General features: G+C 47.7%; 20 protein-coding genes. 9 read left to right on the forward strand and 11 right to left on the reverse strand.

What is annotated here, in order from left to right; all coding sequences use genetic code 11:
* Positions 1-680: 680 nt before the first annotated feature.
* Positions 681-1,049, forward strand: a complete 369-nt coding sequence (locus NG792_RS09185) for a DUF760 domain-containing protein (RefSeq protein WP_261200471.1) — start codon at positions 681-683, stop codon at positions 1,047-1,049.
* 40 nt (positions 1,050-1,089) lie between these two features.
* On the opposite strand, the gene NG792_RS09190 is transcribed toward NG792_RS09185, so the two are convergent.
* From NG792_RS09190 to smc, 6 genes are all read right to left on the reverse strand, one after another.
* Entirely contained in the window at positions 1,090-2,322 is a 1,233-nt protein-coding gene (locus NG792_RS09190; protein ID WP_261200470.1) for an HhoA/HhoB/HtrA family serine endopeptidase, read from the reverse strand.
* A gap of 714 nt (positions 2,323-3,036) precedes the next feature.
* Complete coding sequence (gene trpA / locus NG792_RS09195; protein ID WP_261200469.1) at positions 3,037-3,831, reverse strand: tryptophan synthase subunit alpha; 795 nt, start codon at positions 3,829-3,831, stop codon at positions 3,037-3,039.
* Positions 3,832-3,992: 161 nt separating this feature from the next.
* Positions 3,993-4,322, reverse strand: a complete 330-nt coding sequence (locus NG792_RS09200; RefSeq protein WP_261235258.1) for a DUF3007 family protein — start codon at positions 4,320-4,322, stop codon at positions 3,993-3,995.
* A 113-nt stretch (positions 4,323-4,435) separates the two neighbouring features.
* A complete protein-coding gene (ndhL, locus tag NG792_RS09205; protein WP_261200467.1) occupies positions 4,436-4,669 on the reverse strand; it encodes an NAD(P)H-quinone oxidoreductase subunit L in 234 nt (77 codons plus the stop codon).
* A 266-nt stretch (positions 4,670-4,935) separates the two neighbouring features.
* Positions 4,936-5,955 carry a PRC-barrel domain-containing protein gene (locus NG792_RS09210; protein ID WP_261200466.1) on the reverse strand — a complete coding sequence of 340 codons (1,020 nt, stop codon included), beginning with the start codon at positions 5,953-5,955 and terminating at the stop codon, positions 4,936-4,938.
* A gap of 51 nt (positions 5,956-6,006) precedes the next feature.
* Positions 6,007-9,741, reverse strand: coding sequence for a chromosome segregation protein SMC (gene smc, locus NG792_RS09215; protein WP_261200465.1), 3,735 nt, complete (start codon positions 9,739-9,741; stop codon positions 6,007-6,009).
* A gap of 705 nt (positions 9,742-10,446) precedes the next feature.
* On the opposite strand from smc, the gene NG792_RS09220 reads away from it, so the two are divergent.
* Positions 10,447-11,961: a pyruvate kinase gene (locus tag NG792_RS09220; protein WP_261235259.1), complete on the forward strand. Its 1,515-nt coding sequence runs from the start codon at positions 10,447-10,449 to the stop codon at positions 11,959-11,961.
* Positions 11,962-12,751: 790 nt separating this feature from the next.
* On the opposite strand, the gene NG792_RS09225 is transcribed toward NG792_RS09220, so the two are convergent.
* The 4 genes from NG792_RS09225 to NG792_RS09240 all read right to left on the reverse strand — a co-directional run bounded on the left by NG792_RS09225 (position 12,752) and on the right by NG792_RS09240 (position 18,279).
* Complete coding sequence (locus NG792_RS09225) at positions 12,752-13,342, reverse strand: hypothetical protein (protein WP_261200463.1); 591 nt, start codon at positions 13,340-13,342, stop codon at positions 12,752-12,754.
* 410 nt (positions 13,343-13,752) lie between these two features.
* Positions 13,753-15,183 carry a dihydrolipoyl dehydrogenase gene (lpdA, locus tag NG792_RS09230; RefSeq protein ID WP_261235260.1) on the reverse strand — a complete coding sequence of 477 codons (1,431 nt, stop codon included), beginning with the start codon at positions 15,181-15,183 and terminating at the stop codon, positions 13,753-13,755.
* 316 nt (positions 15,184-15,499) lie between these two features.
* The gene (locus tag NG792_RS09235; RefSeq protein ID WP_261200510.1) at positions 15,500-16,807 is read right to left on the reverse strand and encodes a dihydroorotase; all 1,308 of its coding nucleotides are present in this window, start codon (positions 16,805-16,807) and stop codon (positions 15,500-15,502) included.
* Positions 16,808-16,920: 113 nt separating this feature from the next.
* A complete protein-coding gene (locus tag NG792_RS09240; RefSeq protein ID WP_261235270.1) occupies positions 16,921-18,279 on the reverse strand; it encodes a histidine phosphatase family protein in 1,359 nt (452 codons plus the stop codon).
* A gap of 20 nt (positions 18,280-18,299) precedes the next feature.
* Here NG792_RS09240 and NG792_RS09245 point away from each other — a divergent pair, with 20 nt between their 5' ends.
* Positions 18,300-18,476: a hypothetical protein gene (locus NG792_RS09245; RefSeq protein WP_261200462.1), complete on the forward strand. Its 177-nt coding sequence runs from the start codon at positions 18,300-18,302 to the stop codon at positions 18,474-18,476.
* 268 nt (positions 18,477-18,744) lie between these two features.
* Entirely contained in the window at positions 18,745-20,325 is a 1,581-nt protein-coding gene (locus tag NG792_RS09250) for a CPBP family intramembrane glutamic endopeptidase (protein ID WP_261235261.1), read from the forward strand.
* A 159-nt stretch (positions 20,326-20,484) separates the two neighbouring features.
* On the opposite strand, the gene panB is transcribed toward NG792_RS09250, so the two are convergent.
* Complete coding sequence (panB, locus tag NG792_RS09255) at positions 20,485-21,264, reverse strand: 3-methyl-2-oxobutanoate hydroxymethyltransferase (RefSeq protein WP_261200460.1); 780 nt, start codon at positions 21,262-21,264, stop codon at positions 20,485-20,487.
* Positions 21,265-21,886: 622 nt separating this feature from the next.
* On the opposite strand from panB, the gene NG792_RS09260 reads away from it, so the two are divergent.
* From NG792_RS09260 to NG792_RS09280, 5 genes are all read left to right on the forward strand, one after another.
* Positions 21,887-22,078 carry a hypothetical protein gene (locus NG792_RS09260; RefSeq protein ID WP_261235262.1) on the forward strand — a complete coding sequence of 64 codons (192 nt, stop codon included), beginning with the start codon at positions 21,887-21,889 and terminating at the stop codon, positions 22,076-22,078.
* Positions 22,079-22,092: 14 nt separating this feature from the next.
* Entirely contained in the window at positions 22,093-22,203 is a 111-nt protein-coding gene (locus tag NG792_RS09265; protein WP_261235263.1) for a ribbon-helix-helix domain-containing protein, read from the forward strand.
* Between the two features lie 164 nt (positions 22,204-22,367).
* Positions 22,368-23,702 (forward strand): IS701 family transposase, encoded by a 1,335-nt coding sequence (locus NG792_RS09270; protein WP_261235264.1) that lies wholly within the window; start codon positions 22,368-22,370, stop codon positions 23,700-23,702.
* A gap of 152 nt (positions 23,703-23,854) precedes the next feature.
* A complete protein-coding gene (locus NG792_RS09275) occupies positions 23,855-23,983 on the forward strand; it encodes a KGK domain-containing protein (protein ID WP_261235265.1) in 129 nt (42 codons plus the stop codon).
* Between the two features lie 128 nt (positions 23,984-24,111).
* Entirely contained in the window at positions 24,112-24,756 is a 645-nt protein-coding gene (locus NG792_RS09280; protein WP_261201556.1) for a hypothetical protein, read from the forward strand.
* Positions 24,757-25,199: the final 443 nt, after the last annotated feature.

The raw sequence follows: 25,199 nt of genomic DNA on the forward strand, positions 1-25,199 counted from the left end.
GTCGTCCCCTGGAACAAGGTAGACGACTTCAGTGGATTGAGATTTAGATAGGATGGGGGCGGTGGGACTTGAACCCACACGGCTGTCTCCAGCCAACGGATTTTCATTCTCCCGCAACTTTCGCTGCTGCCAGAACACTGGTTTTGAGAATTGGACTCTCCCTTTACCCTCGGCTTTACGTTAGGGTAGCTCCCGTCGAGTCTCTGCACCTTCCGAAATTTCGGCTTGGCTCAGGATTGCCTTGTCTGTTGCCAGAGTTAGGTTTCCCTGAATTTGAGAGCGGTCACTTAATGGATTTCTCCAATAAGGCTCAGTTTTCTAAGTCCGTAGCGTCTACCATTCCGCCACGCCCCCTTTGTTGCAATAAGGCTCAGGTTTAATCGAATGCGGCTGTTTGAGCCGGTAAGATTAAGCATTTTGCCAAAGCATAGCTATTATGCACGATTTTTCTATCTAAGTCAACTGTCAATCCTAAATTTACCGGATTTTATGAATTTGCGGTGTTTTGAGGGGGAGTATTGAAGAGGGGGGAAATTTTCACCTCTTTAGAAGTTGACAGCCTCTAATTTATGTGATAAAGCTCGCTCAGAGCGGGTTTTGAATCCCAACTGGGAAGGAAGCATCTGTCCAGCACAATGGTTTAAAGTAGAAAATAAGCACTTGAGCTACTTAGGATCCTCATGGTTTATCAACCTGACTTTCTGAATTCCCCCGATGAAGATGTCGAAGCGAATCAGTTGCTGAAATACTTACAGCATCAACCGCCCGAAGTTTTGGCCCGGGTTGCCAAGTCAGTCAGCCCGGAAATTAAGGAAATTATCTCTCAGAACGTTCAGGGACTGGTGGGTGTACTGCCGTCGGAGAACTTTGAGGTGCAAATTACGACAAACCGCGAAAATTTGTCGGGTTTGTTGGCATCGGCGATGATGACGGGATATTTCTTGCACAAGATGGAACAGCGGATGCATTTGGAGGAACGGTTATCCCAAGTTAGTTCCCTTGGGAACGACTCAGACGGTGGCGGTTCAGGGAAAAATGGAGCGCGTTAGACTACTGATTCAATCTGGGGAAGTTAATCCCGATCGCCCCTTAATTCCGGCGATCGAGGGGAAACGCCCCAGGACGCACGGCAATGGTGGCGGTGGCCCCTTGGCGGTTGACTTCCACTTCCAGCAGTCCGCCAACTTGGGTGGCTTCTACCAATTCTTGCACTTCGCTGGCTGTGGCGATCGCCACGCCATTAATTTTTTGAATCACATCCCCTTTTTGCAATTGGGCTTTCTGCGCCGGTGTATCCGGTAACACCTCCATAATCACCACCCCAGTTTCGGCGAGAATCTTCACCTCTTCTAGGCGTTCCTCTAATTTCTCCCGGACTTGGGGAGTCAACTCTACCATTTGAATGCCCAAAAATGGGTGAGAGACTTGACCCTTGGTAAATAACTCATTGGCAATCCGTTTGGCAGTTTCGATGGGGATGGCAAACCCTAATCCTTGAGCATCCGCCCGAATTGCCGTATTCACCCCAATCACTTCCCCGCGATCGTCCAGTAAGGGTCCCCCAGAATTCCCCGGATTAATCGCCGCATCAGTTTGGATAAAGCGGACCCGTTTATCAGAAATTCCCACTTGAGAACTCGATCGCCCCGTTGCACTGATAATCCCCACAGTGACACTATTATCCAATCCCAGGGGACTGCCGATCGCGATCGCCCATTGTCCGGGGACCAAATTCTGCGAATTCCCTAACCTCACCTTCGGCAACCCAGTCCCTTCAATTTTCACCACCGCTAAATCTGTGAGGGAATCAATCCCCATAACTTTCCCCTCAAAAATGCGCCCATCATTCAGGGTCACTTTGACCACCCGAGTCCCTTCTACCACATGAGCATTAGTGATAATTTGACCCTCAGCGCTCAAAATAAACCCCGATCCCGTCCCCTGATTTCCCCGTTGTCTCGCGGGTGGCATTTCTTCCCCAAAAAATTTCCGCAACAAAGGATTGGCTTCGTCCTTTTCCCCCGCCGCGATTTCCGAACGAAGAGCATCAATTCTGACCACAGCCGGACCCACTTTTGCCGCAGCCGAGGCGATAAAATTGCGGTCAATAGGCTGTTCCCTGAAAGCGGGATTGGTTTCGACGTTTGAGTCTGGATCGGTATTGACTGGAGCAGTAGCCTCCGGTAGCATCACCGGCATGGCGATGGGTTGTTTTCCCAGACTGCCATCCACCAGGATATATCGGCTGGCGATCGTACCCACACTTCCACCGAGGACTAACAAGTTCAAACCCACAATCAGCCGCTTTAATACTTGACGCATAGCCGGTTTCCCCATTCGATAGCGATACAACTTATCCTCAGATGGCGCACAATTTTTGAGGCTGGCAAAAGCAGCCCGTGGATTAAATCTTAGCAATAAGCAGATCCCGAGATGGGGGTAGCCTATTTTCCCCCACTGTAGCCTAATTCTAGGGTTTGGGGCGAGGGCTCAGGCCGTTGATTTGGTAAAAGTTACAACAACCGGCGGGGGTAGCCACTCCATATAGAGCCTAAAAAATCAAGAATTGTTGATTTTTTGAGGAGATTCATGAGGGTTTGGCGAGTTGCGAAGAGGACCCCACCCTAGCCCTCCTACAACCATAGGTTTTTACGTTCAGGGTAATTTGCCTAAGAGTAAGGGGACTTTCCGGTTCCCTCCGGTGATGTCTTGGGGAGGGCTGTTTCATTCTAAAATTTTCCTGACCCCGTAAGGGTTAAAACCCAAGGGTTTTCGGCTTTATTTTTTAAGTTGAAACTAAGGACCACCCCGCCCCTGCGGGGCACCCCTCCAAGGGAGGGGAATTAGCCTGTATTCCCTGCCAGATAAAGCGATTGAACGGAGAATAAGCCCCAAAATTCCCCTCCTGTGGAGGGGTGCCCCGCAGGGGCGGGGTGGTAAATTCCCCTCCTGTGGAGGGGTGCCCCGCAGGGGCGGGGTGGTAACTCCCCAAGAATCAGGGGAGGGGACCGGAGGGTGTTGTTAGGGGTGGATTTCTTAGCCGATCGCCTCTTTCAAACTCTGGCAGAACTCCCCAATTGCTGCTAATCCTTCTTCTGGGGTTCCTTCGGCTAATCGTTGGACAAAGGCACTCCCGACAATTGCCGCATCTGCACCCCAGTCTTTAACCTGCCGTGCCATTTCTGGGGAGGAGATGCCAAATCCAACCCCGATGGGTTTATCCGTAAGTTGGCGCATTTCGGCGAGAATATCTTCGACGCGAGACTGGACTTGGGACCGCATCCCGGTAACGCCGGTAACGCTAACGAGGTAAATAAATCCTCGGGACTGACGGGCGATCGCCTCAATGCGGGCTTTTGGACTCGTGGGGGCGACTAATAACACCACCTCAATCCCCCGGTCATCGGCTTTTTTGAGGATGTCCTCTGACTCTTCTAGGGGCAAATCCGGGACCACTAAGCCTCGGACTCCGGCATCGGCAGCATTTTTGAGGAAGTTGTCCACACCCTGTTTGAGAATCGGGTTGTAGTAGGTGAACAAAATAATGGGCGATCGCAAAGTTGGGGTGACAGCTTTGACGGTTTCTAATACAGCTTCCAAGCGCGTACCCCGTTGCAGTGCACGAGTTGCTGCGGCTTGAATTACGGGTCCATCAGCCAGGGGGTCTGAGTAAGGAACCCCTAATTCAATTAAATCCGCACCCTTGCTATCTAACAGTTGCAAGGCTTTAGCGGTGGTCTGCAAATCTGGATCCCCTGCGGTGATAAACGGGATCAAAGCACACTGCTGGCGATCGCGCAGGGACGCAAAGCACTGGGAAACCGATGTCATTTTATAACTTACCTAGCTTGGATAGATTAACTAGCGTATCATCTGCGCGGGCTGTTAATTTATCCAATCCTATCTGGGGGTAATTTTCCAGGGTCCTGCCGGATAACGACTCAAGTCGTTACTACAAACTAAGAAACTTAAGCCGTTTCTTTTTATTTCCCCTAGTCTTCTTGCGCCTTCAGTTTCTCCGCCTCATTCTCGGCTTCAATTTCCCCTTGAATTTTAGCCAATTCTTCCGGCGTTAATTCTTCTAAACGCTTTTGTAAAACCGCCGTTTTATAATCTTCAACCTGCTGATGATAGGTCATATCTCCATTCACCGCTCGGAATAAATAGGTGAGTAACCATCCGACTAACCCACCGACTAATAAAACTTGGCTCCAAATTCCGGCAGTAATGCTATCTAATCCGGCTCCCTGGAATCCCAGATAGGCTAGACCTCCAGCCAGAAAAACACCGAAGCCAATTCCTAATACATCAATTCTTCGCATAATTGCGTTAATTTTATCTAAATTTTATAAATAATTACGAGGAGGAAGGAATCGAGAATCAACTGATAGCCCCAGGTTCTAGCGGTTGATTTCCCAATCCCTTCATCCCGGTTTTAAACGTTAATTTCCCGACGTTTGGGTCGAAAGTTCAAAAAGGGAGCAAGGACTAACATTCCTGGGAAAAAGAAAAACACTAAGAAATACAGAAAAGCCCGTTCAAAAGAACTGGCGACATACCACCGCTTTTGTAGCCAGAAATAGAGGGCTAAGGGGACAACCAATAGGTAAGTGCCGCCTAAAATCACATAGAGCAGTAAGGCAATAGTCGTGTCGTTGAGAATCGGCATGATGGCAATGATGAGGGTTTTTACAATAATGCGGCGCGATCGCCTTAATGCAAGCAGTTTACCCCATTTTTAGAGGGGTTCGCACTGGCTCAACTCGCACACGTCCGTATTGTAACTTGCTCAGGTCTCCAGATACTAATGGTGTTCCTCGTGACTTGGCTCTGCCGAGTCATGCACTCTTGGAGGCTCTGCCTCCTAATCCCTACCAGGCGGCAGAGCCGCAGAAGGCCCATGTCATGGCTCTGCCATGACACGAGAGGGGTGGATTAATACCCGCCCGGTTCTTCCTCGTATTCTGGTGCTTTGGTTTTCTCCGGAATGTTAATCCGAGGCGGGTTGTAGGACTTATCATCTTCTTGTGCCCAGGCATCGGATTCTACGTCACTGTATTCATATTCCTCCACATATTCCGGTTCTTCATACACGGGAGGGGTGCTATAACTTGGCTCCTCGTAAGCCTCCTCATAGCGATCGTTGTAGTCCATATCGTAGCGATCCTGGGCTGAGGCTTCGCTCCAGTTATCTTCTTCTAAATCATCTTCGTAGTAAATCGGTGCAGTCTGACTCTGGCGTAAGGGTTCAACAACGGGTTGTTGCCAGGTTTCATCCTCCTCCCAAACCTCTTCCACCACTCGGGAGGGCGATCGCAGGGGTTCCGGGGCTGGCACTCCCATCCCTGTGGGCAGTTGATTTTCCGGTCGGGCTGTGGGCATGATCAGGGCTTCTTCTTCTCGGGCCCAAGGGGGTTCGCCAATACCTAAACGCTCTAAGAATCCCACAGTCAACTGGGATAGTCGTTCTTCAGCACCTTCAAACACGATCAGGCGATTGGGTCCACTGCTGACAATTTCCTCCACGGGCAGTTCGTAGGTACTGATCACTTGGTCAGGAATTTGCGGTAGTCCCAAAGAGGCTATTACCAGAGACACCAGTTCACCCGTTGCTAGGTCAAACTTGAACCCTCTGGCACGTCCCAACAGTTCGCCGGTTTCTGTAATGACTTCGCTGTTGATTACCCGGCTGTAGGCATCTACGTCAATATCTTCAATGACGTCTTCGTCTTCAACCAAGATCACATCGCCAATCTGTTCAATGCTCCGCAGAAACATGAATCGGGGCATTCCGGCGACTGAGAGGAGATTATCTCGCAGACCCAAGGCTACGACCTGTCGGCGGTCAATGTCTACCAACAGTTCTTTGACGACCCCCAGGCGCTTGCCGGTGTCGCGGGTGATCACTTGAGTATTTAACAAGTCGGAGCGCAGACGGATGGTATCAGATGTCATTCTTAGTTGAATCCTAATAGCGAATTCTCTTTAATATTACTATCCATAAAATCATACAGCCGAAGTCTTTGGCTCAATTTGTAGCCCTATGACTTGGGTATAGGCTCCCCGGGCTTGGGTTACGCCAATCACCCGCTCGGCTAGTTTGAGCATGGGAGTTTTGTGACTGACGACGATAAACTGAGCCACGTCAGCTTGCTGTTTTATTATTTTAGCCAATCGTTCCACATTTGCCCCATCTAAGAACATATCCACTTCATCAAAGGCGTAAAACGGTGATGGACGATACCGTTGTAGGGAAAAGATAAAGCTCAGGGCGGTGAGGGATTTTTCTCCCCCGGACATGGAGGCTAACCGTTGTACGGGTTTGCCTTTGGGGTGGGCGACGAGGGACAAACCACTGCTAAAGGGGTCTTCGGGGTCGTCGAGTTGCAGATAGCCATCGCCGTCAGAAAGTTCGGCAAAGATGGTTTGAAAGTTCTGGTTGACGGCATCGAAGGCTTCTTTAAAGGCACGGAGTCGCAGGGTGGTAAAGTTTTCAATCCGCAACAGAATTTCCGTGCGTTCCCCTTCTAAGGTGGCGAGTTTTTGGCTGAGTTCCTCGACGCGGGCTTGGGTGCGATCGTACTCTTCCAAGGCCAACATATTCACGGGCTCCATTGCTTCAATCCGTTTTTGCAGCGATCGCACTTCTTTCTGCAATTCCTGCAATACTGTCGCCAATCGGTTCTCCATTGCTTCAGGAACCGGCGGCTGTGGGTCGGGTAATTCCGCTTCCCGTTGTTGCAATTCTTGTTGCATATTGACGAGTTGTTCGCGCCGTCCCTGTTGGGTTTCGTGGAGTTTTTGCAGTTGCCATTCCAGTTGCTGGCGGCTTAAATGCAATTCCCGCAACTTGGCTTCCGCTTGGTCCCGGGCGGTTTTTTCTTCCCCGAGTTTGGACTCAATTTCCGCTAAAGCTGCTTGAGTTTGCGCCATTTCCTGACCCAAACTGGTGAGTTGCTGCTGCAATTGGGCAATTGCCTCTTTTCCGGTAATTTCCTGTTGCCGTAATTGAGCTAACTGCTTTTGTCCATCTTGAATTTTTTCCTCTAGGCGCTGATACTGACTGCCTAAGTCCTGTTGTCGCAACTGTGCTGCACTGAGGGACTGTTCCCATTCCTGTAGCTGACTCTCCAGTTCCCGAACTTGGGACTGGATTTGTTGCCATTCGCTATTGGTTCCAGATTCTTCCATCCCGGCGAGTTCTAGTCGCCAGCGTTCTAGCTGCACTTCTTGATCCGGTAAGTCGGCGGCGAGGGTTTGTAGTTGCGCGATCGCAGTTTCCAACTCTTGGGAGTTTTTGGTTAATTGTTGCTCTAACTGAGCGATCGCCCCAGTTAAATTATTAATTTCTTTCTCTAACTGTTCCGATTTAAGCTGCAATTCCCGCTGTTGCTGCTTCGCTTCCACCAATTGCGCCGATCGCTGTTTCACTGTTTCCGTAGCGGTGGCGATCGTACTGGTACAGCGTTCTAAAATTGTTTCAATTTCATGCAGTCGATTTTGCAGCGCCGTCACTTCCCCAGATTCGGTATTGCCGCCAGTCCCAAACCGCAAGGCGGACCGATGGGGCGTACTTCCCCCAGTCATGGCCCCAGTGCTTTCTAATAAATCCCCATCCAAGGTAACAATCCGCGCTTGTCCCAAATAAGGACGGGCTAAATTGATGCTTTCAAAGACAACCGTATTGCCGAAAATATAGGCAAAAATTTGTAAATAGGGGCGATCGCATTCAATCAAATTCACCGCATAATCCACAAACCCTGGGGCATTTCGCAAGGCTTCAATGGGCGAAAATCGTCCCGGTTTAATTTTATTTAAAGGTAAAAACGTCGCCCGTCCTGCCCGTTTTTGCTTCAACAGTTCGATCGCCGCTGCGGCTACCCCATCATCCTCTACCACCAAATAGCCCAACCGCCCACCGGCAGCAGTTTCTAACGCCATTTGATAAGGCGGTTCCACCCGTCCCAATTGCGCCACCAAGCCACAAACTCCCGGCAACCCGGTTTGTAAGATGACCTTACTGGCCCCAGTTCCGCTGGCTTCTTGCTGGGCTTGATTTTGGGCTTCCAACTTGTCCAAACGCCGCTGTTTGTCCCGTTGTTCTTCCAACAGTCGCTTCTGGGTTTCTTGCTGCACCTGCAAGTCTTGTTCCAAGGCGGAAACCGTTTGCGCCAAGGATTGCACCTGTTGCACTGCTAACTGATGCCGTTGTTCGATATCCGTGCGCGCAAATTGCTGGTTCATCAAGTCCTGGCGGGCGGTTTCCAGGGACTCCTGTTGTTCAGCAATTTTCTGTTCAAGTTGTCCCCGGCGTTCGGTTAAACGGGCTTGTTCCGTGCGCTGGGGGTCGAGATTTTTTTGCAGGGTTTCGATTTGGCGGTGGAGGTTGGTTTGTTGCTGCACCCACTCCTCGGAAGCGGAGGCGATCGCACTTGCCTGTTCCCGTTTTTGGTTCAACAGGGTTTGAGTGCTGTCCCGGTTTTCCTGCACCGAAACAATCATATTTTTTTCTAATTCCCGGTCCTCGGCCAATTTTTGCAAGGCTTGTTGCAATGCCTTGACATCTCGCTCAGTTTGTGCTATGTGAGCCAGGGTCTGTTGGCGGTTGGCTTCTTGTTCCCCTTTGCGGTTTTGCAGTTGCCGATGTTCTGCGTCTTGGGTGGCGAGGGTGGATTGCAGGGCGATTAGTTCTTCTTCCCCGAGGGCTTTAACGCGATTGTTGAGCTCTTCCAGGTGGGTGCTGGCTTGTTGGATTTCGCCACTGAGGGTGGTAATTTGGTCGCCCAGTTGGGTCACTTGGCGATCGCCTCCTTCAATTTGCTCCCGCAGTTTCCACTCCTGTTGCTTCAACTGTCGCCATTCCAACACTGCCGCGAGTTGTTCTTTTTCATGCAACTCAGCACGCAGTTTTTTATATTGTTCAGCCTTGGCTCTGTCTTTGGAAAGGCGCTCAAGCTGGACTTTTAGCTCATTTTCAACAATGCGGCAGCGGTCTTCCCGTTCCTTAACTTCATCTAATTTAGTTTTAGCTTGCACGATTTTCCGGTCAAAAGATGCCACTCCTGCCAGTTCATCAATAATTTCCCGGCGTTCCTTGCCATTCATGGAGATAATGGCGGTAACGTCCCCTTGGAGCACCACGTTATAACCTTCGGGGTAAATTCGCAGGCGGTTAATTTGTTCGTGCAACTCGGTGAGGGTGCAGGATTCCCCATTCATGTAGTAGGTGGAGGTGTAGGTACCGCCTTTGGTGACGCGCAACCGCCTGGTGATACTCCATTCGCGATCGGCAGTTGCAGCAAGGGTTTCGGCAGCAGAGGGTTCCGATGCAGTGGCCCCATTGCCATTTGGTGAGGGGGTCTCGGGGGCGACTGACTCCGCTTCTTCTGGTTCTAAACTCGTTTCACTTTCCCCAGCGGATTCATCTTTTGAACCCGTTGCCGGTGCAGCAGTGGTATCAATTAACCCAAACGAATCTTCCAAGTCAAAGGTTACCGTCACACTCGCTTCCACAGTGCCACGACTGCGGGATTGATTGTGGTTCACTAAATCAGGCAAACGTTCCGCCCGCATTCCTTTAGAAGTCGAGATACCCAGACAGAAGAGAAGGGCATCCAGAATATTCGATTTCCCCGAACCGTTAGGACCTGAAACCACGGTAAACCCTGGCAAGACAGGAATGCTCGTCGTGCCGCCAAAGGATTTAAAGTTGCTCAGTTCCAGGCGCGTGATATGAACCATATCGGGTAGAGGGCTTCAGAATTGCCCCTTGGGGGTGTTGACTTCTTAATCTAGTTTAGCGATTCTTCACAGATTAGCACGAAGAAAACGAGGGAGGAAAGGGGGTTGAAACCAGAGCCCAGGGATAGAGAGGGGGAAGGGTTGCCATCTAGCCGGTGAGGGAGATGTATCGGGGGTCCTGGAAGCTTTGGCGTTCCAAGTGTTGCCTACGCGCGGTAAGAGGAACCTGTAGGGGCGTCATACCAAATCCGGGTATCAAAAGTCCGTTTTTTCTATTAGCCCGCGCAGGCGGGCTTTGTTCGTATAGCCTCCGGGCTTGAGCCTGCCTGCGGGTTTTTATAGCCCTTTGAATGCCGGATTCCGTATCACCGGGTTAATTTAATGAGCTTCTCGGTGGGGATACCTCCTAATTATTGATCAGCACTATAGCGACTTTTGACTAATTTAGTTTGCTTGAATTGAGCCGGGGTTTTGAACGCGCCTAAGTGGGTAAAATCAGAAAAAAAATAGACAGGTAAATTTTTTGTAATTTATCTTTGTAATCTGGAACACCAATTAAGATTTGTTTCTTCCAGGGTGGCGAAGTTCCTAAGTCTTCTAAAATAAAAATATCTTCTTCATCCACAAAAGCATCAGGAAAAGGTGAAACCGGATGTTTGACAGATTTTGAAGGAATTACTTTTGTATTCTATTCCGTAACGTATCATGCAAACCTTGACTTCTGAGCCGATACAACTCCCTATTCCTGAGTTAGCCAATCCAGAAGACCTTTTGAATGCTTTACTCAAACTCCGTGAAACCGTTGAGAATGAGGGCCGAGAACTGTTTGAACAATGGCGTCCGGGAATTCAAAGACGGTCATTTTTAATTAGTGGCCTGAATTTTGCCTATTATTTAGCGTTGCGAAGGCAGGATTTACGGGATTTACAAATGGCGTTAACTCCCTGGGGATTATCTTCCCTGGGACGCAGTGAGGCGCGGGTTTTGCCGAATTTAGATGCAGCGATCGCCACGTTAGGGGCAGTTTGTAATCGTGACCCGGCAACTTTACCCAAACGCCCTCCCTTACGGGCTTTCTTCCGAGGCGATCGCATCCTGAATTATCGCGCCCGCGCTGTCTTTGGTTCCCCATCCCCCAGTCGCCGCGTGCGAATTATGGTGACCCTCCCCACAGAAGCGGCTGAAGATTATGAATTAGTCAGAAATTTACTCACTCAAGGTGCCAATTGTCTGCGAATTAATTGCGCCCATGATACTCCCGTGGAATGGGAAAAAATGGTGGGTTTCATTCGGCGGGCAGAAGCTGAAACCGGCCAGTCTTGCAAAGTTTATTTTGATTTAAGCGGTCCTAAAATTCGCACAGGCAAGTTAATCGAAGCGGATAAAAAAAAGCGCTTGTTTCCTGGCGATCACTTTGTTTTATCGGCCAATAAACCCAAATCTAAAAAAGGAATGCCTAGTATAAGCTGTACCTTACCGGAGGCGATCGCAGGTTTAAAAGAAGGTGATCCAATCTGGATTGATGATGGCAAACTGGGCGCAATTGTTGACTCTATTCTGCCCGATGGGGTCCTGCTGCGCGTGACGCACACCCGTCCCAAAGGGGAAAAACTCAAAACTGATAAAGGCATTAATTTTCCCGAGACGGTTTTACCCTTAAGTTCCCTCACCGATAAAGATTTACAGGATTTGGATTTTGTCGCCAAACACGCGGATATTGTCGGCTATTCTTTTGTGCAAACTGCCGAAGATATGCGGCGATTGCAACAAGAATTAAGTCTGCGATCGCCTGAAAAAGCTCGCACTTTGGCGATCGTTGCCAAAATCGAAACTCAAGAAGCCGTGCGAAATTTACCGGAATTAATCGTCCAAGGTGCCAGTAAACAACCCTTTGGGGTGATGATTGCCCGTGGGGATTTAGCCGTAGAGCTCGGTTTTCAACGGTTGGCAGAAATTCAGGAAGAAATTCTCTGGTTATGTGAAGCGGCACAAGTTCCGGTGATTTGGGCAACCCAAGTGCTTGAAAGTCTTGCCAAAACGGGGATTCCCTCTCGGGCGGAAATTACCGATGCGGCAATGGCGGAACGGGCAGAATGCGTGATGCTGAATAAAGGGCCGTTTATTTTGGAGGCGGTGCAGATTTTAGATGATGTGTTGATGCGGATGCAGGCGCATCAGTCCAAGAAGACGCCTCAACTGCGGGCGTTGCGATCGTGGTAAGGGTCCCTTTTTTTAAGTAGCCCCCGGTTAATTGAGGAATCGGGCTAGGAACAGACTGAAAACGGCTGCTGATCCGCGCGGAACTTGATCCGTGGGGTCAGTTTTTTGCTGAAAATCCAAAAAAAACGCCCACTGGGTGAGTGGGCGTTGCCATCAGGGTGCATCTACTCCATTTAATATAGCAGTGAGGGGTGATACCCCGCAAGTATCTTTATAAATCTTTACAACTAAGTTGGCTTGGCAAATTTGTAGTGAATTACACTGCTGCAATTTGCAAAATGGTAGATAAAAAAAACGCCCACTGGGTGAGTGGGCGTTGCCATCAGGGTGCATCTACTCCATTTAATATAGCAGCGAGGGGTGATACCCCGCAAGTAGATTTACAAATCTTTACAATTAAATTTTCCCCTCGAAGTAAGAGCAGTTAAATATTAGAAATTGATAATCTGCAATACTTCTTACCCTGGAAGTGAGGTAAATATTTTTTCCAGGGGAGGATTAAAGAGGGCCTAAAATTGTGGGGGTAGATTTGCCAAAAGTTAGAACAGTGAAGGGCGGATATTCTGGCGATCGCACGCAAAAAATAGAGGATCTTGGCAGTTGCCAAAATCCTCTGAGAGAACTCCATAAAATAAAATATGCAAAAACCCCGCAGGCTGAAGCCCGGAGGCTACACGGACAAAGCCTGCCTCCGCAGGCTACAAGAGTAAAGAATTTGGATGATTTATTTTTTGGAATCCCCTGAGGAAATATGTATTTTAAGGGCGATCGCCCTCACAAAGTCCGGAGTTTAATAGGTCCCGCTGGCGATCGCAGAATTAGCCATTTTCACTAAATCTTCGGGTTTTCCGGCTTTAATTCCCATCTGATACCTGATGCCATTTTGGTCCCAAGTCATCGTAGAATCAGAACAATTTGCACCACAAACCGCATCCACAAAATAGCCGGTGATTCCCTCATCTAACGGGACTGCTTTGCCTTCTAAATCTGCACTACTGGGGGAAAGTTCTTCTCCCGAAACCGTGCCAACTCGACAAGCTGTTCCCCCGTTACAGTCTGGTGTCAAACCTAGGATGATTTGGTATTGAGAAGGCGTTACTGTCTCAACCGTGGCATAAACTTGAGTTGCGCCATCGGACCCGAAAATATAATCTGGCAGAAGAATGGGAATTTGAGTTTCTTGTTTAATTTTAGGTAGAATTGGCTCAAAAATAGGATTAGGAATTGGTGCTTGGGAAACGGGAGTATTTTGGGGGACAGAGGGAACGGAAGGATTTGTATTAGTATCCCCAGGGGGAGATTGAATTTCAGTTGTGGGACTGCTGGCACAAGCTGATAAAACCAAGAAACTTAAGCAAAGAACTGTTTTAAGGTGTGGCATCGTTAAGAGTGGAGGGATAAACAATTAGGAGAAGCGGGCGGGGTGTAAACTGTTAGAGCGTAGCCTAGAGGCGACTGAACTTGATAAAATTACAGATTCACAAACCCCACGCCTAGTCTAGTCTCCTTCCGCTGTCTACAAAAAAAATCCCCAGTCTCCGTTAAATTTTGCAATCAAAATCCGGATTGGAAACAATTTAACTTCTAAAAATTACATTAATCAGTTGCATACGCCATTTCAAATTGACAGCTTTTAAGTGATTTTTATAAGCGATAATTCCAGGCTTAATATCCGATTAAGAATAACGTTTTATTTAAATAAACTGGTTAATTTTTATTCAATTAAATCCCAAGAATAAGCCCGCAAAATTGCGGACTTATTCTATAAATTCTCGCTTTTAAGATGAAGAATTACACGTTAGCAGCGCGTTTATAGGCTTCATCTAATACTTCAGAAAGAGTGGGGTGAGTATGAACGCTAAAGGCTAATTCATTCACTGATTCACGATTGGCGATCGCGTTGGCAGCTTCTTGAATTAAATCAGCGGCATGATATCCAAAAATATGCACGCCGAGGATTTCTCCGGTATCTTTGCGGTAGATGACTTTAGCAATTCCATCGGTTTCTCCCTCGGCGATCGCCTTGGAATTTCCCTTGAAATAAGTTCGCACTGCGGCAACTTCAAATCCCTCTTCTTTGCCTAATTCTTCTGCGGCAGGTTCCGTTAATCCCACAAAACTCATTTCGGGATGGGTAAAGGCAGCAGCAGGAATACTGCGATAATCAATTGTGCGAGGACGTCCGCAAATGTTTTCAATGACGGCGACCCCTTGTGCCGATGCGGCGTGTGCTAACATCATTTTACCCATTGCATCGCCGATCGCCCATACATGAGGAACAGGTTCACCACCGGCTAACAATTGCATCGCATCATTTACAGGTAAGAAACCCCGGCGATCGGTTTCTGCACCCACGGATTCCAATCCTAAGTTTTTAGTAGCAGGAATTCGTCCCGTTGCCACTAGACAAGCATCCACTTCTAAAACTTCGACGACTTCCTTAGTTTTGGGGTCCATTAATTCAATCACCACCGGAGAACCGGGAGTGACTTTGGCGGCTAAAACTCCCACCCGAGTTTCAATGTCCCGAGGTGCAATTAACACCCGTTGCGCTTGTTTGGCAATATCCGGATCAAAGGTTGGCATCAGCCTATCCAACGCTTCAATCATGGTTACTTCGGAACCCAAAGCGGTGTAAATATCGGCAAATTCTAACCCGATATAACCACTGCCAATAATGGCAATCCATTGGGGTAACCAGTCTAATTTAATCGCATGATCGCTGGTAAAAACGGTTTTGCCATCGACTTCAATCCCAGGAGGAACCCAAGGCACGGAACCGGGTGCTAACATGATATCCTTAGCAGTAATCGTCTTTTCACCGCTAGGGGTTTCTACGACAACTTTTTGACTTCCTGCCAGTTTTCCCCAGCCTTGAATCACATCAACATTCAGGCGTTTGAGACTGTTGACCAATTCGCCGCGCAATTTAGAGACGGTATTATCGGCATGATTGGCAATAGTTTCGCGATCGAAGGAGATGCCACCGAGTTGAATGCCGAGGGTTTTTAAGTGATGAGCATCCCGCAACTCTCGCACTCGTCCCGAGGCTGCAAGCAGGGCTTTTGAGGGAATACAGCCACGATTGACGCAAGTGCCTCCCATGTCACCAGCTTCGACGATCGCGGTTTTTAAGCCACATTTCACAGCGTGTAAGGCGGCACCATGTCCCCCCACTCCTGCGCCAATAATCACTAAATCGTAATCAAATTCTTGACTCACCGCAATTTCTCCTGCTGCGCGTTGTTGATAGTTCTCATTGTTAAATGGTGAGGGGATATGAGGCAAGATTTTGGGTCATTTGTCATTTGTCATTTGTCATTTGTCATTTGTCATTTGTTATTGGGAGGATGGGGGAGATGTCCTCGTGACTTGGCTGAAGCGAGTCACGCACGATGGGAGGATCTGCTTCTAGTGTCCCATACAGGCGCTTAAGCCGCAAGAGGTGCGTGTCACGGCTTCAGCCATGACACGAGACTTTAATCTCCCTATCCTTATCCTTCCCAATGACCAATGACCAATGACCAATGACAAATGACTAACACCAAATCTCCACCACCCGTCCTATAATCTCTCGTTCTAACCAAGGGGTGTTACTCGACAGGGATTTGAGACTCTCTCCGGTAACCCGCCAAGACTGTTGAGGGTCAAACAAGGTAAAATCTGCCACTGTCCCGGGTGCGATCGCCGTTGGAGTTTGTTGCAGGCATTTGGCAGGATTGCTACTCAAAGCACGCCATAATTCCACCGGCGACAACTGCTCTGTGGTGACTAAATGCTGCCACAATAAGGGTAATGCCAATTCCAGTCCGATCGCACCGGGAGGGGATTCAGCAAAGGCAACGGTTTTTTCCTCGTAGGTGTAAGGGGTATGATCAATGGCGATCGCATCAATAACCCCAGATTTTACTCCTGCAATCAATGCCTGTTGGTCCTGGGGATTCCCCACTGGCGGTTCTAGGTGCAGACTGGGACAGTAGGGAGTAAACAATGCTGGATTGTTAATTTGTGCCGCATTCACCAACAGGTGCATCCAGGAGGTACTGGCAGTGATGGGTAATCCTTGCGCCTTGGCAGCTTCAATCAGTTGCACTCCTCGCTGGGTAGACACGCGCATGATATGAACTGGTGTTCCCGTTGCTGCAACAATTTCCAGCAATGCTGCTAAGGCGGTTGTTTCTGCGATCGTCGGATTTCCTGGCAATCCCAACCGAATTGAAGCAGTCCCTTCCCGGACGACTCCCTCTCCTGCTAACTTACGACTACAAGGCCATAGTGCTACAGGTTTACCCCAGGGGTTCAAATATTCCAAAATCCGCCTCAGTAGTGCTAAATCGGCAATGGGTTGACCATCAGCAAATCCCACAATGCCAGATGCTTCTAATTCGGCTAATTCTGTCATTTGTTCTCCCTTGATTCCCAGGGTTAATGCACCCCAAAAATGCAGTTTCGGTAGGGAAGGAGTGGGGGGAGGGAACAAGTCATTTAGGGTTCTAATTCCTTGGACTTTTTGTTGCAGAAATGCTAATCCCCCAGGATTGTCCACCGGGGGATGAGTATCTGGCAAAATTGCCACCTGCGTAAACCCTCCACTTCTTGCCGAATGCATCAATGAAGTCAGGGTTTCTCGTTCCTCAAATCCAGGTTCCCCACTGTGACTGTACAGATCCACTAAACCGGGACCTAAGATTAATCCCTGGCAATTCCGTACTTGAGTATCACTCTCCCAGTCGGCAATTTCTGGCGCAATTTGCGCGATCGCACCATTGACAATCCCAACATCGGCGATCGTATCCTCTCCCGAAACCGGGTTAATTATCCGAACTTGTTGCAGCAGTTCATTCACAGTCAACACCCAACAGCAAACACTATCAATCTTTTCCTTTCCGGTCCCCTCCCCTTGCCAAGGGGAGGGTTTTAACAACTTAGACTTGTACCAATTAAATCTAAGTTTTAAAATTACAATGCACCTGCCGCAGTCTTGTCCAAAATCCCTCCAAAATGGGTTGTAATGTTAATCGCTTCTAACACCGGGGGGTGATCCGGTCCTAGGGTGTAGTCAATCACGGTAATTGCGCCATTCCCTTGTTTGAAGTTCCAAAAATGCTCAGGACCCAGACCAGCGAAATGACATAACAAGGCTTTATTAATCGCATCATGCGCCACCACTAATCCCGTTGTTCCGGGTTTAGCAGCTTTCACAATGTTTTGCCATGCCTGAACACTCCGTTCCCACACCTGTTCCAAATTTTCCCCTTCTGGCATTTGCACCGATTCGGGGGTATTTTTCCATTGGTCTAACATTCCCGGAAAGTCGGTTTCGATTTCGGATTCAAACTTTCCTTCCCAGAGTCCGTGACTAATTTCTCGCAATAAATCATCCACTTTTAATTCCACACCGGGATGATTTTGCAAGATAATTTCCGCTGTTTCTTTGGGACGCAACATGGAACTACTCACGGCAAAATCGATTTGCACATCTTGCAAGTAGTCAGCAGCACATTTAGACTGCGATCGGCCATTATCATTCAAGGGAACATCTATTTGTCCCTGGAATCGCTGTTGCCGGTTCCACTCGGTTTCCCCATGCCGGACTAATAATAGTCGGGGTCCAATATGTCCGGGTCTGGGTTTGGGTAATATTTCCCCCACATGACTGGTTAAATTCATCGATTCCAGTTGGACGGGGAGTTTCCCTTTTAATGGGGGTCTCGGTGTATCAAAATTCAGGATACTAATCCCACAATTCGATTGTTGAATGGAATGATATCGCGCGGGAGAAATTCCCAAGGCGGTACTCAACAAACAGCGATTAATTCCATTATGACCCACGATTAAAATCGTTTGATTGGGATGGCGAGGTAAGATTTCATCCCAAAATTGTTTCGCTTGTTCATGCAGTGCTAAAACAGGAAAATGTTCCACAGTTCCCGTTTCTGAGGGAACATTCATCGAAAATTCATGGGGTCTTTCTTGCCAACAGCGGTAATCTTCGCCAAACTTCTCTTGGACCTCTTCCCTGAGCATTCCTTCCCACAACCGCAAGTCCACTTCCATCAGTTTATCGCTGGGTTGGGGTGCTGGAGGTTTGGAGTCTCCCGCCAAATCAGCAACGATCGCCTCGGCGGTTTCTTTCGCCCGTTTCAGGGGACTACAGTAGACGGCATCAAAGGAAATGCCCTTCAGGGCTGCCGCAACTTGACTCGCCGTCTCGCGACCCTTTTCGGTGAGGACGGATTTATCGAGGCGACCTTGGATTCGCCGTTCTTTGTTAAACGTGCTTTGACCGTGACGGACAATAATTACGCGAGTAGTCAGGGTTCTATCCTCCAAAAGAAATGGTGCCGACTCCCAAGGCGAGTGAAGCGCAGGGGCAGAATCGATCGCATTTTACCGCTTCTTGGTCTCCAGTTAAACTAGGCGATCGCATTTTTATTCCCACCTTGACGCCTCTTCCCTCCCCCTCAACCCACCCCCTGATTCAGGGCTGTTGGAGAGATTTCTTTCAGAATTAGGCCAAAAATTTATTTTAAAATTGAGCATTAATCTTTGATAATTTAACCTTTGGTTACCTCAAAATCTAACAATTTTTAGCGCTAAACTCATAAAGCAAAGACGGTTAATTTCCCATTAAATTACCTCTAATATATCCCCAAATTAATTCAACTCTTATCAATTTTCCTGATATCCAGCCGTTTAGACTCCGATCCAAGCTAAACTGATAGAGAGTGACTGTCGAATCATAATACTATTTACTGAATCCAGAGGAAGAAGAAGCAGACAATGGATGCAATCAAGCTAATCAAGCGCGTGGTTTTAACGGCACTAACCCTGCTGGCAGTTTTCCTGGTGGGAACTTCTTTGGTGCAAAGTTTCAATCAACCCCAGGTTCAAAGCCGTCTGGAACTCTATCAAACAAATCTGCTGCTTCATGTGGCAGAGTACCAAGGCGAGTATCCCAATGATCCGGCAGTGCAAATTGTTCAGGCTTTGGCGGGGGAAAAACCGTTAGAAGCAGCGCTGAAACAGTATCAAGAGGCAGTCGCCTCCACGGAAGAAGCGATCGCCACCCAAAGCAGTCGTCTCTCCTCCACTGTCATCCTCCCACCGGATGAATCTTCAGATCCGCCGCTAATTGAAGGCATCAATTCCCCTGAACTTGCCAAACTAAAAATTCAAGAGCAAATTTCCCATCAAGAAACTCTCCGGGATGAACTCCTGTTAAGACTCGGCATTTTAAAAGCCAGTCAAGGTAATTTAGAACAGGCGATCGAGACTTGGACTCCATTAGCTGAACGTTCTAGTCCCCACCTTCAACCTACCGCTAATACAGCAGATTTATTATTAACCCTTTGGCAAGATTCCCCCACCCTTCCCCCTAATTCAGAAGAACTTCTCACCCAAAACTTAGACGGATGGTTTCGTTATCAAGCCTTCCGACAATTGTATCAAATCCAGGGACAAGATGAAGCCTTAAATCGCATCACTCTTGAAGAACAAGAAAGAGCAACGGAATCTCTAGGAAAATTGGCAACAGTTACCGGCATTCCCGCATTTGGGTTTGTTGTGGGAGTCGGTTTACTCATCTTTCTCGGCATTCAATGGATCCTTAACCGCAAAGATTCCCTCTTGGTTCAAAATGGCGATCGCACCTGGGAAACTCCTTGGGATTGGGAAACCATCTGGCAGGTTTTCATTGTCGGATTCTTCTTCCTCGGACAAGTTTTAGTCCCCATCGTTGTTCAACTCTTAGGCGTCCAATCTGCTATCTTAGATGTTCGCAGTCGTGCCTTCTATATCCTGGCAACTTATATTGCGATCGCCATTGGCGGATTATTAGTCCTCTTCTTCTCCATCCGTTCCTTCTTTCCCCTCGCTAAAGACTGGTTTCGCTTTAATGTTCTACAGGCAAGCTGGATTTCCTGGGGATTCGGCGGTTATTTTGCTGCCTTACCTTTAGTCATTCTAGTATCTATTATTAACCAACAATTTTGGCAGGGACGCGGTGGCAGCAACCCCATTTTATCCATTGCCTTAGAAAACCGAGATACCGTAGCGCTAACCATCTTTTTCATCACCGCTTCTGTGGCAGCACCTATTTTTGAAGAAATCATGTTTCGGGGATTTCTCTTACCCTCCCTGACTCGTTACTTCTCCGTTACCACCGCTATTGTACTCAGCAGTTTATTGTTTGCCTTGGCACATCTCAACCTCTCCGAAGTTCTGCCATTGGCAACCTTGGGAATGGTCTTAGGATTCGTCTATACGCGATCGCGCAATCTCCTCTCCTCCATCCTCCTCCACAGTCTCTGGAACAGCGGCACACTCTTTAGTCTGTTCGTTCTCGGCAGTGGCGGCAGTTGAATTTCGACCCTTCCAGGCAATCCTCGGTTGTTAACCTGCAATAGTTTAAATCTGGGGGTAAAATAAGGCTTGGAAACCGGGTTTCTTGTCCAAATTTCGGCTAACTTTGAACAAATTTGCAGCAGAAACCCGGTTTCTTATGGTGCGATGTCACAAGTTTTAATCCAGGGGAAAACGGCGATCGCGAACGTCTTCCCCATAAGCCTGCACCGCCTGAGTAATCGTCTCCTGCAAATTGGCGTAGCGTTTTGCAAAAGGCGGCACTCGGTCAGTTAGTCCCAATAAATCATGAGTCACCAAGACCTGTCCATCACAATGCACCCCGGCACCGATGCCAATGGTGGGAATCACCAAAGTTTTAGAAATTTCTGCTGCTAATTTACCGGGAATATGCTCCAAAACCACCGCAAATGCACCCGCTTCCTGCAATGCGACTGCCTCCTTAAAAATGCGATCGCTCGTTTCGGGAGTTTTCCCCTGTTTCCGATACCCTAATTGATGCACCGATTGCGGCGTTAACCCCACATGACCCAACACTGGAATTCCTGCCAACACCAATCGCCGGACAGTTTCCGCAATTTCCGGATATCCCCCCTCCAACTTCACCGCCTGAGCACCCGTTTCCTTGAGAATTCTTCCCGCCGAATGCATCGCCTGTTGGGGACTTTCTTGATAAGTTAAAAACGGTAAATCCACCACCATCAAGGCTTTTTCGATACCCCGTCGCACAGCTTTCGCATGATGAATCATCTCATCTAGGGTTAACGGCAGAGTGGTTTCATACCCCAACACCACCATCCCTAAAGAATCGCCAACTAACAGCAAATCCACCCCAGCGCGATCGAGCAATTTCGCCGAGACATAATCATAAGCCGTCAGCGCCACGATCGCCATTCCTTGTTGTTTTCGCTCTAGTAATTGTTGAGGGGTGATTGGCATAGCTGGGTTAGTTCAAGTCGGTCAATCCGCTGGCAAGGGTAGCAACCGGCAGTCACATCATTAATGTAGAGATGGATTGCCTTTCCAATCTTATCAGATCCCTAAGCGCGATCGGTGATTCCCCCTGTCCCTAGAATCCCAGCAACTCCTAACTTATCGGATGAGTGGAATACACACAATAGCTGATTTGTCAAGAGGCGGTGTTTTGAGGCGAAAAAAAATTGGTGACGGGGGAGGACAGGTGGGAGGCGATGACACCTAACACCTGGCCCCACGACAACGGGAGCATAAGGGTTAGCGGCGAAAAGTTGTAGCAAAATCCAGCAATTTTAGTAATCAGACAAACTGCTTCACTAAGAATACACTCTACCATAATTGGGCAGATTGTCAAAAAATGCCCAAAACCCTTGTTAGTGCGTTGGCGATGCGGCGATTAAATTTAAGGAAAAAACTGGGAACTGTTGAATTATTGCATCAGTTAACCTAAATAGCATCAGATAAATTTATAAATCAACCACCGACACCACCAGAGGGACCTTCAAATCCTCGCCGGTTGTTGCTTGCTCCTGTTCTGGCAATTACAATAGAATAACCGTAAGCACAAACTGAGGCTAACTGGGTTATGCCGGAAATCGTCGAAATTCCCCTGGAACTGACTTGCTTTCAACTGCCGCCAGCCGTTGAAAATCGCTTACATTTTCTGTTAGATCGTCAAGATAACGCCTATCCTCTGTCTTCCGAAAACAGGAAGCCGAGGGATTGGTTGAATTTAGAGACTAGAGCAGCATATCAAGTGTTTATTCAACCGGATTAAAACTGAGGTTAAACATGAATATTTCGTTAAATTCAGAAATTGAGAAATTTATTAAAAGTCAGGTAGAAAGCGGGAAGTATCCTTCTCCTGAAGATGTAATCGTGGCAGGCATTAGGCTGCTATAGCAGTCCTAAATCAGTTGTGTCATGGATCCAAACCTGAGAGCCTTGTCCGTGGGAGCATCTTGCTCGCTATCTTTGTTACAAGTCATTTAGGATTGCTATAGCCCTCTTCTGTCACTCTAGGTAGAGTATAATAAAAAAAAACGGCTGAAAGCCAGAGCAGGACCATGATTGCCCCAAAACAAGCCAAGCCCACCCTCCCTCTAATTGATGAATACTGTGAAAACTATAAAAGCCTGTTTTCAGATGTTAGGACTTATGAGGCATTTAAAAATATCCATGTAGGAATATTATCCGAAATAAAACGAAAGACCTTACCGGAAATCGCGAAAGTTTTGGGACTAGAAAACGCCCAGGGGTTACACCATTTTCTGACTCGCTCTCCTTGGGACATTCACCAGCACAGAAATTCGAGAATCCAGCTCATTTTAAATCATTTAAAAGGTCGCAGAATTCGGGTGATTATTGATGAGACAGGAGACCCTAAAAAAGGCAAAAAAACTGATTATGTAGCTCGGCAATATATCGGTCGATTAGGAAAGGTAGAAAACGGAATTGTATCTGTAGTTGCTTACGGATTAATTGATGGAATAACTTTTCCTATCCTCTTTGAAGTCTTCAAGCCTCAAAAGTGCTTAAAAGCGGGAGATATTTATAAAACCAAACCTCAAATTGCCGCCGGATTAATTGAAGAGATGGTTCACCTTGGTTTCCAAATAGAATTGGTATTAGCCGATAGTCTTTATGGGGAAAGTGAGACTTATTTTTTGAACAAACTGGAGGAATTAGGACTCTTGTATATGGTGTCAATCAGGAGTAATCATGGAGTCTGGCTACCTGAAGGACAAAGCGTTTCAGCCAATGAATGGAAAACATTTACCCGACATATGAGTCAAGGTGAAACAGAAACTCGTTATGTAAGAGAAGTTATTTTTGGTGAAAAAGGAAGACGAACTTACTGGGACCTCACAACAGATACTAAAACTCTTCCTGAAAACTCAACAAGTTTTGTGATGAGTAACATTCCCAACCTTAACTCTGAAAATGTAGGGGATATATACGGAGATAGAACTTGGGTGGAATATGGATTTATGCAGAGTAAGTCTGAGTTGGGATGGGCCGATTGGAGGCTGACTCATTACACAGATATCGAAAAATGGTGGGAACTTGTCTGTAGCGCTTATTTGCTCGTTACTTTAATGACTTCTCCTTTTAAGTCTTCAGCAACAAGTTCTCCGACTCCAGCCTCAGAGATTTTTAGGTTTTCGGTCACTCAACATCCTCATTGGAATCATCAAACAAGTTGGAAGAATATGTTAAATAACCTCCAATTACTCCTCCTGCCGAAGCTCTGTTTTAATTATATTCTCTATTGGTTACAAGTCTTTCCTATTCCTCAATTATCTTGGGGGTTAAATCGATTAATTAATTTTATTAATCGGGCTTGCTTCGCGCTCTTCCCTCCTTCGGCTGATGGACATTTCTTATTTTCCTCTGCCTAGAGTGACAAAAGAGGGATAAGCTGTTCACCCTGGAAATTGAGGTGATGGCGTTTCGCTGATTTTTTAAGGGACTGTATCCGGCAATAATAGATTTCTGGCAAAAAGAAGAGGTGTAATCATTAAAACTTTTCGGGGTAATACAGAACTTTTCTTTGTCCCGTTGGGAAAAAGGCCAAATTAAAATGAAAATTAGTCTGGAATTTATCCCGGATGTTCCCGAGGAAGCGGTGTGGTCATCTGGAGACTGGCAACCGATGCCGGGGGTGGCGATCGCCCCTTAGAGGAGACGGACTGGAGTAGAGGAATGGCACAGTCGGAAAAGAATGGACACCGACAGCGCTACCCCCGCTAACCAAAAACCGTTACAATAGCATCGCGTTCTTTTGCCCAACGCCTAACCCTTGGTGCTATGACCCATTCTCAAACCCCGATCCAAACGGCCATTTTTTCCAACGATACCTTAATTAAGCTTCCCACCCACAAGTTTTATCGGCAGACATTCCTCTTTAATGAACTGCTGTCTATCCTCTTGTGGGCCGTTACCCGCGTTTCTTACGACGTCAACTGTTTAATTGATGGGTCGAAAGGAACGGCGATTCAACCCAGTGGGGGATGGGATCGCGGGACGATTCGCTTGTTGGCGATCGCCGGATTCAAGATGCGTGGCGAGGAAACGTTACATCACATTGATTGTCTGACGCGACAAACCCCGAGGTTAATTTTGCCGGATACTGCCGTAATTCAAGCCGATACTAATCTGATTTGTCGTGAACCGCGTCAAGTCAGCGAAATAGTCAAAGAACTCAAAGAAGAAGTGCAAATGGCCTGTGCAGAAATGACCGATTTTGTGAAACCGACTCGTTTAGGGTTTCCCACCATTGAATTTCTGGAACCCGGTAAGGAATGGCGACACGCAGAGATGCGCCTGAATATGGAATTATCTTTTATCAGCGATCGCAGCACGGGTGATGAAAACGGACAACCCCGCGATCGGATGATTTCTCAAAGCATTTCCCCCCTGGGTGATATTTACGGTCCCGCCAGTGCCACCTAGTCTGGAGGTACAGTACGACGCCGAAACCGGCTTTCTTCACCAAATCTCCAGCCATCCGCAAACCAGAAAGGGCCAAAAATCCGGTTTCGGGTTCTTGTCCTAGGGGTTCAGACTAAATCCAGTTGTCTCAAGTCGGTTTTCTATTTTAGCCTGCGTAGGCAGGCTACCCTCCACCGAAGTCGCAGGCGCGTCTACGTTCCTGTAGCCCCACTATGCAGGGATTCCGTTGCCTACTCAGATGGGGGGTGCTACCCCCCAAGCAAGATTCCACCCGAATCAAAAAGTGTGGAGATCCAAGATGAGACCTCTGGCCAAATAATTTTAAATGACGGTAGAAAGGGGGAAAATACCAGCCTTCAAATCTACTTTTTAAGCTATCCTATTTTACATTTTAAATGACAAGGGTCTGTGTATGATTTGCACCGGAGATATAAACAAAGATT

This window comes from Laspinema olomoucense D3b, assembly GCF_025370785.1.
Lineage (GTDB): Bacteria > Cyanobacteriota > Cyanobacteriia > Cyanobacteriales > Laspinemataceae > Laspinema > Laspinema olomoucense.